The following is a 13,272-nucleotide window of genomic DNA, read 5'->3' as shown; positions in this document are numbered from 1 at the left end:
GCCGTCAGGGCTAAGGCTTTTTTTGTTTTGATATGGTAAAACGTTCTGTAGAGTATTAAGGAGAATGAACTAGAGATGATGAGATGGCTGGATAACTATCCAAAAGAAGTGAGAATATTTTTGTTAGCAAGTCTGGTTAACGCAACCGGCAGTGCATTGATGTGGCCGCTGACCACCATGTATGTGTTTGATGAGCTTGGAAGAACGATGGCTAACGCGGGTTTTGTAATCCTCATTCAGTCCCTGGGTGGTATCTTCGGACAACTGCTTGGAGGTTCGTTGTATCATCGGGTGGGCGTGAAGAAGCTGATCATTGGTTCACTGGCGCTTAATGCGTTAGGTTTGTTTGCGCTGCCCTGGATTAGTGCGTATTGGGTCGTATTTATATGTGCGATGGGCTGGATTGGCCTGTTCAGTTCATTGTCGCTGCCAGCGATTCAGGCCTTTATTGGCTTTCGGTTTGCGGAGCGACGTGGCGAATTATTCAATATTATCTATGTAGCGAACAATATCGGGGTGGCGATTGGTACGGCGCTGAGTGGTTTCCTGGCTGACTTTTCCTATCACCTCAGCTTTGTATTGAACGGAGTGACCTCAGCCGGGTTTGCGATTTTCTTCTGGTATTATCTATCGCGAGTCGAACCGGATCAGGGGGAAGTGCATCTGACGAAACGCAAAACCGTTCCCGATGGGCCGGGCGTTTGGGCATTGCTGGGCAATACCCGGTTATATCTGTTTATGAGCTTGGGGGTGCTGTTCCTGTTATTCGGAAATTCCATCTGGAACACAGGTGTGTCCCCGTATATCATTTCTGAGGGTATGGAAAAAAGAATGTACGGTCTGCTCTGGACCCTGAACGGGGTGCTGATCTTTGTAGGCCAACCTTTCACCAGTTGGGTAAAACGGACCATGGCCCGTACCTCCACTGCCCAGATGACCGCAAGTGCGGTATTCTATGGCATGGCCTACATTGTCATGATTACCATGTACAGCTATCCGGGCATGGTGCTTGCAATGGTACTGGCCACATTTGGGGAGATGTTGATCTCCCCTGCAACGCCTGCCTTTATATCGGAGCATGCGGGCAGTGCGGCACCCTTTTACATCGGGATATCGGGTGGGATCGGTGCGGTTGGACGGGTTATCGGCCCCTATGCGATGGGGGTCATGTATGACAAACAGGGACTTATTCCTGTAGCGTGGCTGGCAACAGGCACAGCAGCTATTGCGGTACTTGGTTTTGTGCTGCACGCGGTGTTGAACCGCAATCGTGAAGTGAAGGAGTATGGGATGGATGCGTAATGTTGTACCGGAATTACTCCGTCCGTACCCATACCCTGATGATATTGTAAAATGAAGCGAGGATAACCATCACCCCAGTAGCGGGGTGATGGTTATTTTGTCTTTACAGAGACTAACTCCAATAGCCGTGCCAGCGAATGATTTTCCCGATGAGATGAGACAGGATTGTTCAGAAATCAGATTTGTTAAACTTTAATCCCATGTCAATCAACGTTCTCTCCTCTATTTGTGCATAATGCCCATATAATAGAATGGAACTGGTTAAAGGCAGGAGGATGCATACGATGTACAAGGTTTTGTTGGTTGATGATGAATTTATGATCTCGGACGGGATCTCCAGTGTCGTGAACTGGTCCCGATTGGGAACAGAACTGATCGGTATAGCTCAAGATGGATTGGAAGCGCTTGCTTTAATTGAGCGGCAACGCCCGGATATCATCATCTCGGACATTCGCATGCCGGGAATGGATGGCTTACAACTGGTTGAAGCTGTGGCGGAGAAGTACCAGGATATCTCGTTTATCATGCTCACGGGTTTTACGGAATTCGAATATGCCAAGACGGCCATGCATTATGGGGTGAAGCACTATCTGCTCAAGCCCTGCAGTGAAGAACATCTCGTACAGGCTATTAGTGAATTGGTCAGTGAGAAGCGGGAGTTGACCGATCAGGAACATTTTGTGCAGTCGATCCAATATAATCTGGAGCGTGTACTGCCGCATGCCAAGGAATATTTTCTGAAAGAGCTAGTTACGAACAGAACATACGGGGTCAAGGAATGGAAGTACTTTGAGGAGTTGTTTGATGTACAGTTTCAGGATCAGCGTGTGCGGTTGTTGCTGGTAGAGATTGAGGGAGATCATGAGTATTTGCACTTGTTTGCGGTCAAGAACATTGCCGAGGATATTTTTCACAATCCCATCTTAAGTACCACGGTTGGAGGGCATGTGTTACTAATCATGGAGGACAAGTTGTCTGAAACGCAGTTGTTCCATAATATCGATGAGATTCGTGCGACATTTACCCGATACTATCATGATGATCTCACGATTGCGCTGAGCGAGCCAGGAGACCTTTCGCAGGCACGGCAATTGTACATGCAGACGCTGGTGTATCTCAATTACCGCTTTTACCTCGGTGAGGGTAGCCTTATTATGGAGCGGGATATTTACTCTCCCGGAGAGCGCATTCTTCCTGAATTCGAATACGATCCGGAGCGGATGGTTACTGCAATCAAGGCTGGGCACTGGCAGGAAGTTGGATCAGAGCTTAACCGGATGTTTCAGCTGCTTGCGAGCTTGCGATACGATATATCCCAAACGAAGTCCTACCTTATTCAGATGTTCATGGAAATCATTCGGCTCAGCGGCTCTACCGAGATGAAAAGGTATATGGACCAGTTACCAGGCATGATTGAATCCAGCACGCTACATTCTTTTCAACAGTTTCTGCTTGCCGTCGCCAAGGAAATTACCCTACGTCGCTACGAACAACACCGCTCCAGACAATCGCATATGGTAGGTAGTGTGAAACAGCTGGTAGAGAAACGCTACAGGGACGAGACACTAACACTCCAGTCCATCGCTGGGGAAATATACATGAATCCAGACTACATCGGCAAAATGTTCAAAAAAGAAACCGGTGAGAAATTTACGAACTATGTGTTGAGTTACCGCATCCGTAGAGCATTAGAGCTTCTCGAGCAGGACGGGAACTACACTGTATCCTCGCTTGCCGAACAGACAGGTTTTGGTGCCAACTGGCCGTATTTCAGCAAAATGTTCAAGAAATATACGGGCTTCTCCCCTTCCGAGTATAAAAAAGTACCCTAGGACAGCGTTGGTACCAGCTTCTGCATAGCAACCTGTATATCCGATCTACATCTAATCTGTGATCGTGCCCTGTATGCCATTCATCGGCAGCAGGGTCTTTTTTTGTCGGACGGAACTCGGTTTTGAACATCCATTTAACGGAAATGAACATGGGAATAAATGGTGCTCGCTTCTATCATTAGAAGTGTCATGTTAGTGAATCAATACCGAGAGTGGAGGGCGAGTGGATGGAGCTGAATCGAAGCCGGGGGATTGAACCTGGGCGTTTGAAGCCAGCTGGCAAATGGAGTTCGGTGAAAAAGGAACTTGTCCGCAACAGATACGTCTATCTGATGCTCGTTCCTGTTGTAGCCTACTATCTGATTTTCAGCTATGGGCCAATGTACGGGCTACTGATGGCATTTCAGGAATCCTACAACCCGATCAAAGGAATCTTGGCAGGCGAATGGGTCGGATTTGACAATTTCACCATGTTTTTTGAAAGTTATTATTTCTGGCGACTGATTAAGAACACACTGATTTTAAGTTTTTACAGTATTGTGTTTGGTTTCCCGGCTCCGATTCTACTAGCACTGCTGCTGAATGAAGTCCGGAAGAAGTGGTTCAGAGGTGCAGTGCAGACTATCAGTTATATGCCGCATTTCATCTCGGTTGTTGTCGTGGTTGGAATGTTGAAAACGTTCTCATCTCTGGACGGCGGCTTGTTTAACGTCATTCGTGACTTTTTCGATCTGCAGCCAATTATGTTTTTGGCGGAAAAAGATATGTTCCGTCCGATGTACATCCTGTCCAACATATGGCAGGGCGCAGGCTGGGCCTCGATTATCTTTTTGGCAGCACTAAGTGGTATTGATCCACAGCTATATGAGGCTTCCAAAATCGACGGTGCAGGTCGCTGGAGACAGCTGTTACATATTACACTGCCGGGCATCATGCCAACGATTGTGATCATGTTAATTCTACGTATGGGGGCGGTCATGAACGCGGATTTTCAGAAAATATTGCTGATGCAAACGGCACCGACCTATGAGACATCGGATGTCATATCCACCTTTGTCTATCGATCCGGTATTTTGGAGGGAAACTATACGTATTCAACCGCCATCGGACTATTTAACGGCGTCATTAATTTCGCGCTGCTCATTATCGCGAATGCGATCAGCAGAAAGCTTAACTCAACCAGTCTATGGTAATCGGAAGGTGAAGCGATGAGACAGTCTATAGGGGAACGACTTTTTGATGTATTTAATACACTGCTGCTCTTGGTGATCATGGTTTTATGCTTTTACCCGATGCTGTACGTGTTCAATTCTTCAATCAGCGACCCGGATCAGATGTTGCGTTCCCGGTCACTCATGCTCATTCCTGAAGGCTTCCAGCTGGGAGCGTACAAGTCGGTATTTCAGGATACTCGTATCTATACGGGATATATGAACACTTTGTTCTATGTTGTGGTGGGTACCGCCATCAATCTGCTCATGACTTCGCTGGCTGCCTATGGGTTATCACGTGGTGATCTGATGGGCAGAAAAACGCTGATGAAATTAATTACGTTCACGATGTTCTTCGGCGGGGGCATGATCCCAACTTTTCTGCTGATTCAGAATCTGGGCATGGTGGATACCCGTTTTGCGCTTATTATTCCCGGTGCCATCAGCACCTTCTATTTCCTTATTATGAAAACAAACTTCGAAGGCATTCCGATCAGTCTGATTGAATCGGCGAAGCTTGATGGTGCCAATGACTTTTTGATTTTGTTCCGAATTGTACTGCCTTTGTCAAAACCAATCCTGGCAGTCATGATGCTGTATTATGCGGTTGACCATTGGAATGATTATGTCGGACCGATGCTCTACCTGCGCAGTCAGGAGCTGTATCCAATCCAGATTATTATGCGTGATATTCTGATCAGCAGCAGTACAGAGGCTATGGGTGCGGGCGCCGATACCGGCTTTGCCATTGGGGAGAACATCAAATATGCAACCATCATTATCTCTACCCTGCCGATTATGCTGGTATATCCGTTCATCCAACGTTATTTTGTTCAGGGCGCTCTAATCGGCGCTGTGAAACAATAAAAATGTAATCTATGGAGGCGAATTACGTGAAAAAAAGAATGGGGTCCATCCTGTTGTCATCGCTACTTACCATGTCTTTACTGGCGGGCTGTACGGGAGATAATGAACCAGGTACCGCTGAGCCAGCAGAAGGAACAGAACCTGCGGTTCAGGCGTTGACCGAGATTCCGCTACCGATTACAAGTGAGCCATTTACCATTGATTACTGGCGCGCCAATGATGCCAAACTGACAGCTTCCTTGAACAATTTTGGCGATATGGCGGCTTATAAGGAAAAGGAGAAGCTGACAGGTATCAAAGTGAAGTTCACACATCCTCCGCTTGGACAACAGCGGGACCAGTTCAATCTGCTGATCTCCACAAAGGAGCTGCCAGACGTCATTTATTATAACTGGGCGGATGCCGTTGGCGGACCGGAAAAAATGATCAAAGACGGCCGCATCATCCGGTTGAATGAACTGATCGACAGTTATGCACCGAACTTAAAGCGGATTATTGAATCCGATCCGGATGTGAAGAAACAGATTGCACTCGACGATGGCACGATCTATATGTTCCCGCTGCTCAAGCTGGATGCATTGAAGCTGAATGCCACTTCCGGTTTAATTATGCGCCAGGATTGGCTTGATGCATTGAACCTTAAGGTACCTACCAACATCGATGAGTGGTATACGGTGCTTAAGGCATTCAAGGAACAGGACCCCAACGGCAACGGCAAGCCTGATGAGCTACCATTCACGGGAAACTGGGGACCGGGTAACCTGACCAAGCTCCATGATTTTGCAGCGGCCTTTGGTGTAATTGGTGGCTTCCAGATGAATGGAAACAAGGTGGAATTCGGACCGATTCAGCCGGGCTACCGTGATTTCTTGGAGACCATGGCCAAGTGGTACAAGGAAGGGCTGATTGATCCCGAGATCATGACCAATGACGGTAAAGCATTCGACTATAAGGTCACCAGCAATCTGGCAGGCGCATATCAGGGCGGTGTGTTCAGCGGCATGGGGAAATACTTCAATCTGATGAGAGATACGGACCCGAACTTTAATGTAACCGGCGTACCGTGGCCTGTATCTCAGGATGGAACGTCCTATGCGACATTTAATCTGGATGCTAAAGTGTTGACTTATGGTGAGGCCATTACGGCTTCCGCAGACGAAGACAAATTGAAATATATTGTTCAGTGGATGGACTACAACTATAGCGAAGAGGGTAGTGATCTGTTCAACTTTGGTATCGAAAATGACAGCTATGTTCGTGACGGTGAAGGTGTCAAATTCACAGATACCATCATTGATAATCCGAACGGTCTGACGTATGACCAGGCACTGGCTTCCTATGCCCTATCCATTATGGACGGTCCGATCAATCAGGATAGCCGTTATCTGGATGCCTTATTATTTGACGACGGACAACGTGCGGCGAATGCGGAATGGATGAAAGCAAGCTCAGCATTAACGCTTCCTCCAATTCGTTTGTCAACAGATGAGGTGACCACAAGTACATCCATCATGAGCCAGGTGAATACGTATTTGAATGAGACGATGACTGCCATTATTAGCGGACAGAAACCGATCACCGAATTTGACAAGATGGCCGAAACAATCAAGAGCATGGACATTGACCGGGCGATTGAGGTTCATCAGGCGGCTTATGATCGATATCAGTCCAAATAATACGTGAGAAATCGAGCGCTAAAACTTTGGGAAAACCTTCCTGTATGTGATATACCTAGTAGTATCACGTGGTTCAAAGGAGCGCTTTGGTCATGACAGCCTACCGAAAACTGAGCATCAAAATGAAAATGTTTCTGATGATTATGTTCATGATGGCGTTTATCATCATCCTGGCGTTTGGGTCCTTGTATTATACGTACTCGGTGTATGACAAACAGCTGTTTGATAAGTCGTCCCGACTTCTGAACCTTTCTTCGTCTACAGTGGATGTTGAACTTCAGAAGTTGGAAGCGTTATCATTGAACATGATCTCCGATACGCAGATTCAAAGAGCCTTGAAGTCGTTGTTGGATGACGATAGCGCATATTCAAGCTTTATTGAACGAAAGAAGATCACGGATCGGTTATGGGAGCATATCAGTGGGGCTGCACGTTATGTGCAGTCCGTTCATCTGATTGATTCCAGGGGAAGAGTGAATAAATATGGCGAGACACTAACCGTATCCCAGGAAAAATATGATCGGATGATTGCGGCTGCGGAGCAGGCCAATGGTGCAGTACGCTGGTTATACCCGGATGACGATGATCCGATGCTGGTTATGGTGCGTCAGGTGCGAGCCTACGAACCGATGACCCTGGAACCGGTAGGTATACTGTTTCTACGTATCAATATCGAGCGACTCGTTGAGGAGTATGCGGGCATTGACAGCCAGGACAGTGACATTATTTTAAAAGCAGGCAGTGATGTGGTCTATCCATATCGCCAGCTTCCGGAAGCGGTGTCCGCCGGACTGAATCCACTTCCAGGCAGTGGGGGATATGAGATCAAAAATCTGGATGGGAGGGAGATATTCCTTTCCCAGAAGAAATCCTCTTATACCGGCTGGGTTTATTACAATATGGCCTCTTACGATGAAATTTTTGAACGTATTATATGGTTGAAAAATATACTGATTGTCATCTATCTTATCGCAATTCTGGTCGTGCTTGCGCTCGGCATGGTCTTCGCACGCAGTCTGACAAGGCCGATCAGGCAGCTCATCAGTCAGATGAAAGAAGTGCAGTATGGGGATCTGGAGAACATAGATGCCAATCTGTCCATTCCAACACACCAGCACATGGATGAACTGGGATTGTTACAACGTACGTATCGACTGATGATTACACATATTAATACATTGATCAAAGAAAATTATGCAAGCCAGCTGGTCATTAAGGAAACAGAGTTCAAGGCATTACAAGCGCAGATCAATCCCCACTTTCTGTATAATGCGCTGGATTCGATCCATTGGCTCGCCAAAAAGAACAGGCAGGAGCAAATCTCCAGTATGGTGCTATCACTCGGATATTTGCTACGTTCCTCCATCAGTTTCAAGCAAAATATCATTACCATTGCCGAAGAGCTGGAGATCGTCAATCATTACATCACCATTCAAACCTACCGTTTCCGGCAGCGACTGGATTTCCGCTTGGATGTGACCGCTGACTATCTGGGGTGTGCCATTCCCAAGTTGACCCTACAGCCCCTGCTGGAAAATGCTATTCAATACGGATTGGAACCACAGGTTGGATCATGTCTGATTCGAGTGTATGCCGAGATATCCGGTGGCAAGCTGGCCCTTATCGTGGAGGATCAAGGTCCCGGCATGGAACCCGAATATGTGGAACAGGTGCTGCGCGGTGAAGTGAAAACCAGAGGCACAGGTATTGGTCTACTGAATATCAGGGAGCGGGTACGTCTGGCTTTTGGCGAAGAATATGATGTACTGCTGGAGAGCAAGCCAGGGCTTGGAACGAAAGTAACCGTATTGCTTCCACCACCATCACCAGGTAAGGAGGAGAAGCTATGAGAAGATTATTGCGAACGATAGGCATGATCTGTCTTATGCTGACTCTTCCTGGCTGCGTGAACCAGCTGAATCAAAGGCCGGGCATGATTGTGGATGAAGAGCCGATAACGCTACGAATCGCTTGGTGGGGTGGAGAGTTCCGCAACAATGCAACGATTGCCGTTATCGACCTGTATGAGAAGTTGAATCCACATGTGAACATTGAGTACGAATATAGCAGTTTCAACGAATACTGGAGAAAACTTGCCCCACATGCAGCAGGCAATGCGTTGCCCGACATTATCCAGATGGACATCTCCTATCTGTCCCAGTACAGCTCGCTGCAACTGTTGGAGGATATGACGCCGTACATGCAGAGCGGGCTGATTGACACGACAGATATTGAGAAGGAGCAGCTGGAGAGTGGAAGCCTGGATGGAAAAACCTACGGACTCAGTTTAGGGGTTAACGCCATGCTTAGCATCTATGATCCGGAAGTGTTGAAGGCCAATGATATTGAATTGCCAACGGAGACGTGGACATGGGCGGACTTTGATCGGATGGGCGAGCAATTGCTGGGGAAAGGCATTTACTTGGGAACCTATTTTACGCCCGAACAGTTTTTTGCGTACTACTTGAGACAGTATGGTTCCAAGCTATATGCCGAGGATGGCAGGGGATTGGGTTATGAAGACGATGGGCTGTTTATTGATTACTTTGGCAGGATGCAGCAGCTCGCAGAGAAGAAGCTTATTTTTGCACCGGATATCTGGACATCAGATATTGGCCAGCCTGATAACGACCCGTTTTATCTGGGAGAGGCTTTGTTTAGCTGGGGGTATTCCAATCAATTTATCAGCACCGCTCAGCGTTATGGCAAGCCATTAACCATCTCCCCAATGCCTGGGCCAAACAGCCAGGATGGATTGTTCTTGAAGCCAGGCATGTTTTTCTCCATGGCGGGTAATTCCAGACATAAGGAGGAAGCTGCCAAGTTCATCAGCTTTTTTGTGAATGATTTGGATGCTAATCTGCTGCTCAAAGGGGAGCGGGGTGTGCCTGTCTCATCCAGTGTCAAAGAGCGGATGAAGCTGGTGGTTGAACCAGAGCTGGCGCAGGTGTTTGACTACATTGATTGGGTTGCCGATAACAGCAGCCAGATGGACCCGCCTGATCCTGTAGGTGCACCTGAGGTCACTGCGGTGCTACGTGAGTTGTATGATCTCCTGTTGTTTGGCAAAATTACGCCTGAGCAGGCGGCGGTGGAATTTCGTGAGCGAGCGAATGCCATTTTGGATGGGTAGTTATATAAATTGAACTAAACGCCATTTACACTTGCCACTTCGATGACAGAACAACCTTCTGATCGCTGTTATCCCCAGAATTTTTGGATTTCCTTTTTCAAAGGGTAAAATCCGGGGATAAAGGCGAACGCATATGCTTCCGATGCAGCTTTCTTTCAGAAAGCTTTTAGCTCCCCTTCTTCAGGTTATTTCTGTCCTCTGCGTTCTCGTGTAAATATGTAGTTCAATTTATATAACGAATAGTAAATATAAAACAACCTTCACTCTAGGACAGAGGGAAGGTTGTTCTGTTGTTGTGACCATGTGTTTAATTCTACCAACTACTTGGTTTCACTTTTAAGCCTTGCCTTTAACCAAACTGGGCTTGATGCAGTCGGCTGTACGAGCCTTTACGCGCGAGCAGTTCTTCATGGCTTCCTTGTTCAGCGACGGTGCCGTTCTCCACGACCACGATGCGATCCGCGTGTCTGATGGTCGCCAGTCGATGGGCAATCACCAATGTCGTACGGCCCTGAGCCAGCTCGGACAAGGCCAGTTGAATGGCAGCTTCTGTCTCGGTATCGAGTGCTGAGGTAGCTTCATCCAGAATGAGAATTGGTGGGTTTTTCAGGATCATTCTCGCGATGGATAAACGTTGCTTCTGTCCGCCGGACAATTTCACGCCACGTTCACCGATCATGGTGTCCAGTCCATCTGGCTGGGATTGTACCAGCTCTTCCAATTGGGCCCGGCGAATGGCTTGCCAGATTTCCTCATCGGAAGCATTCAGTTTGCCGTATGCAATATTTTCACGAATCGTTCCGTCAAACAGGAAAATATCCTGCTGCACAATCCCGATATGGGAGCGCAATGATTCCAGCGTCATGTCCTTCACCGGAATGCCATCGATGGAGATATGTCCTGCATCGACATCGTAGAAACGTGGGATCAGACTGCATAACGTCGTTTTACCCCCGCCCGAAGGTCCAACCAGAGCAACCGTCTGGCCTGCCTGGATATCCAGATTGACCTGAGACAGCGTAGGTTTGTGTTCTCCATAAGAAAAGGTAACGTTATGGAAGGCAATATCGCCTTTCACATCCGGAATCGGTTTTGCCTGTGGTGTATCTTCTACATCCGGTACAGCCTCAAGCAACTCCAGGTAACGTCTGAATCCGGCGATGCCTTTGGGATACGTCTCGATGACAGAGTTAATCTTCTCGATCGGTCCAAGGAATACATTGGATAGCATCACAAAAGCGATGAATTCTCCGTAAGTCATACTTCCTTGAATAACAAACCAGGTTCCACACACCAGCACAAACAGTGATACAAATTTCATTAGAATAAAACTGAGTGAAGAGTTCCAGGCCATGATGCGGTAGGTGATTAGTTTGGTGAGTCTGAAACGTTCGTTGTTCTCAACGAAACGTCCTACTTCATGCTTTTCATTGGCAAAAGCTTGTACCACACGGATGCCGCTCACATTATTTTCTACCCGTGCGTTATAATCGGCGATATCCGCAAACATGCGCTTGAACGCCTTGGACATTTTGCGACTGAAATACAGCGACAGGTAGATCATCAACGGTACAATGATGAACGTCATCACAGCGAGCTGCCAGTTGATCCCCAGCATGATACCGAAAGCTCCGGCGAGTGTCATGAGGGCAATGAACAGGTCCTCGGGTCCGTGATGCGCGATCTCACCAATATCCATCAGATCGTTGGTCATGCGGGAGACCAGATGCCCGGTCTTATTGTTATCGAAGAAGCGGAAGGACTGCTTCTGTACACGCTGGAACAGTTCACGCCGCATATCGGATTCGATGTTAATGCCGAGCTTGTGGCCCCAATAGGTGACGGCATAATGGAAAAAGGAACTGAGCAGGTAGATGCCGAGCAATCCGACACACGCCGCTAAGATCATGGACCAATTGCCAGCCGGAAGCAGTTGATCGACCACCCGGTTAACAGCAAGTGGAAAGGCCAGTTCCAGTAGCGCGGCGGCGATGGCACAGGAAAAGTCCAATATAAAGAGCCTTTTGTAAGGACGATAATAAGACATGAAACGGCGAAGCATATGTAAGTCCTCCTCATTCTCAATATGACACAAATGCCCGAGCAGGCTTATTAGCCTGTCCGGACACCTGTATTCATGCTTATGTTATTTACGGTTTTGCTCGGCACGTTCTACGATCATATCGGCGAATTCTTCAGCCTGACCTTGAATCGCAATCGGGTCGAAGTACCAGTAACGGTCTTCCAGCAATTCGTACACCTGATTGTTTTTTACAGCCGGCAGGGATTGCCAGATGGAATCACCTTGGTAATTTTTAGTGTTCTCCCCTACAGTCAAGAAGATATGATCCCCTGCATAATCACCAACGACTTCACGCGAAATCTCTTTCCATTGGGTATCACCCATCAGTTCTTTTTTGGTGATTTCGAGTGGAGCAAGTCCCAAAGCGCGGTAGACCGCCTGTCCTCCTCGACCAAAGTTGTCTCCATATCCATAATAACTCTTGTCGGATACTTCAAGGATGGAGAAGGTTTCCTCCGGTTTGATGACTGTGTCCACCTTAGCACGAGCGGCTTCAATCCGTTCATCGTATGTTTTCAGCCAAGCTTCGGCCTCTTCGGATTTGTTCATCAGCTCCCCGAATCCCCGGATTTCGTCATATACATTGGTGAATGTACCATAAGGAATCACTACGGTTGGGGCGATTTTTTGATAACTCTCAATTTCGCTGGCCTGATCGGAGTAAGTAATGATCAGATCCGGGTTCATGGCAATGACCTTCTCCATGGATACTGCCGCCCGATCACCGATACTTTCGATGCCCTCCACCTGATCTGCATAGAACGGGTTTTCCAAATAATATTGAACAGCACCAACGGGTTTCACACCCAGTGCAAGCAGATCACTTACGTACATATCCGTAACGATCCGTTTCGGTTCAGCCGGAATTTCAACATCCCCGCTTAATGACTTGTAGATCCGTGTAGCATTCGAATTGTCTGAACCGGACGACGTGTCTGTGTTCGTCTCGGAAGAGGCTGTCGTCGTTTCGGTTCCCGCTGCCGATGTCTGTTCAGTGGCAGTCGAGCCTGTTCCGCTGCTACAAGCAGCCAGAATCATAATGATGGCGAGCATAAGCAGCAAGCCAGAAAAGCGTTTTTTTGCAGCAAACATATTATTGTTCCCCCTGTGTATAATCAATAATGATTATTATTCTCATTAATAACATAGAGGAAGATGTGGTATTTGT

Annotated in this window: 9 protein-coding genes; 7 read left to right on the top strand and 2 right to left on the bottom strand. The window is 47.5% G+C overall.

Annotated elements, in window-relative coordinates; genetic code table 11:
- The first annotated feature begins 78 nt into the window (after positions 1 to 78).
- The 7 genes from HF638_RS08560 to HF638_RS08530 all read left to right on the top strand — a co-directional run bounded on the left by HF638_RS08560 (position 79) and on the right by HF638_RS08530 (position 10,021).
- The gene (locus tag HF638_RS08560) at positions 79 to 1,302 is read left to right on the top strand and encodes an MFS transporter (protein WP_169480038.1); all 1,224 of its coding nucleotides are present in this window, start codon (positions 79 to 81) and stop codon (positions 1,300 to 1,302) included.
- A gap of 284 nt (positions 1,303 to 1,586) precedes the next feature.
- Positions 1,587 to 3,134: a response regulator gene (locus tag HF638_RS08555; protein WP_169479834.1), complete on the top strand. Its 1,548-nt coding sequence runs from the start codon at positions 1,587 to 1,589 to the stop codon at positions 3,132 to 3,134.
- Between the two features lie 332 nt (positions 3,135 to 3,466).
- Complete coding sequence (locus HF638_RS08550; protein ID WP_235193717.1) at positions 3,467 to 4,327, top strand: ABC transporter permease; 861 nt, start codon at positions 3,467 to 3,469, stop codon at positions 4,325 to 4,327.
- Between the two features lie 15 nt (positions 4,328 to 4,342).
- On the top strand, positions 4,343 to 5,212 hold the full coding sequence (locus tag HF638_RS08545) for a carbohydrate ABC transporter permease (RefSeq protein WP_169479833.1): 870 nt from the start codon (positions 4,343 to 4,345) through the stop codon (positions 5,210 to 5,212).
- A 26-nt stretch (positions 5,213 to 5,238) separates the two neighbouring features.
- The gene (locus HF638_RS08540) at positions 5,239 to 6,888 is read left to right on the top strand and encodes a type 2 periplasmic-binding domain-containing protein (protein ID WP_169479832.1); all 1,650 of its coding nucleotides are present in this window, start codon (positions 5,239 to 5,241) and stop codon (positions 6,886 to 6,888) included.
- A 92-nt stretch (positions 6,889 to 6,980) separates the two neighbouring features.
- On the top strand, positions 6,981 to 8,738 hold the full coding sequence (locus HF638_RS08535) for a sensor histidine kinase (RefSeq protein WP_169479831.1): 1,758 nt from the start codon (positions 6,981 to 6,983) through the stop codon (positions 8,736 to 8,738).
- Positions 8,735 to 10,021 carry an ABC transporter substrate-binding protein gene (locus HF638_RS08530; protein ID WP_169479830.1) on the top strand — a complete coding sequence of 429 codons (1,287 nt, stop codon included), beginning with the start codon at positions 8,735 to 8,737 and terminating at the stop codon, positions 10,019 to 10,021. Before HF638_RS08535 ends, HF638_RS08530 begins: the two co-directional genes overlap by 4 nt.
- A gap of 349 nt (positions 10,022 to 10,370) precedes the next feature.
- On the opposite strand, the gene HF638_RS08525 is transcribed toward HF638_RS08530, so the two are convergent.
- The gene (locus HF638_RS08525; protein ID WP_169479829.1) at positions 10,371 to 12,083 is read right to left on the bottom strand and encodes an ABC transporter ATP-binding protein; all 1,713 of its coding nucleotides are present in this window, start codon (positions 12,081 to 12,083) and stop codon (positions 10,371 to 10,373) included.
- Between the two features lie 84 nt (positions 12,084 to 12,167).
- On the bottom strand, positions 12,168 to 13,196 hold the full coding sequence (locus tag HF638_RS08520) for an iron-hydroxamate ABC transporter substrate-binding protein (RefSeq protein ID WP_169479828.1): 1,029 nt from the start codon (positions 13,194 to 13,196) through the stop codon (positions 12,168 to 12,170).
- Positions 13,197 to 13,272: the final 76 nt, after the last annotated feature.

Source organism: Paenibacillus sp. SZ31 (assembly GCF_012912005.1).
In the GTDB taxonomy this organism is placed as follows: domain Bacteria; phylum Bacillota; class Bacilli; order Paenibacillales; family Paenibacillaceae; genus Paenibacillus.
The sequence above is the reverse complement of the archived record's forward strand: the minus strand, read 5'-3'. Positions and strand labels throughout refer to the sequence as shown.

Excerpts from the sequence above, each read along its gene's own strand:
- HF638_RS08550 (WP_235193717.1), top strand. The coding sequence starts at position 3,467 with ATGCTCGTTCCTGTTGTAGCCTACTATCTGATTTTCAGCTATGGGCCA.
- HF638_RS08535 (WP_169479831.1), top strand. The coding sequence starts at position 6,981 with ATGACAGCCTACCGAAAACTGAGCATCAAAATGAAAATGTTTCTGATG.
- HF638_RS08530 (WP_169479830.1), top strand. The coding sequence starts at position 8,735 with ATGAGAAGATTATTGCGAACGATAGGCATGATCTGTCTTATGCTGACT.
- HF638_RS08560 (WP_169480038.1), top strand. The coding sequence starts at position 79 with ATGAGATGGCTGGATAACTATCCAAAAGAAGTGAGAATATTTTTGTTA.
- HF638_RS08525 (WP_169479829.1), bottom strand. The coding sequence starts at position 12,083 with ATGCTTCGCCGTTTCATGTCTTATTATCGTCCTTACAAAAGGCTCTTT.
- HF638_RS08520 (WP_169479828.1), bottom strand. The coding sequence starts at position 13,196 with ATGTTTGCTGCAAAAAAACGCTTTTCTGGCTTGCTGCTTATGCTCGCC.
- HF638_RS08555 (WP_169479834.1), top strand. The coding sequence starts at position 1,587 with ATGTACAAGGTTTTGTTGGTTGATGATGAATTTATGATCTCGGACGGG.
- HF638_RS08545 (WP_169479833.1), top strand. The coding sequence starts at position 4,343 with ATGAGACAGTCTATAGGGGAACGACTTTTTGATGTATTTAATACACTG.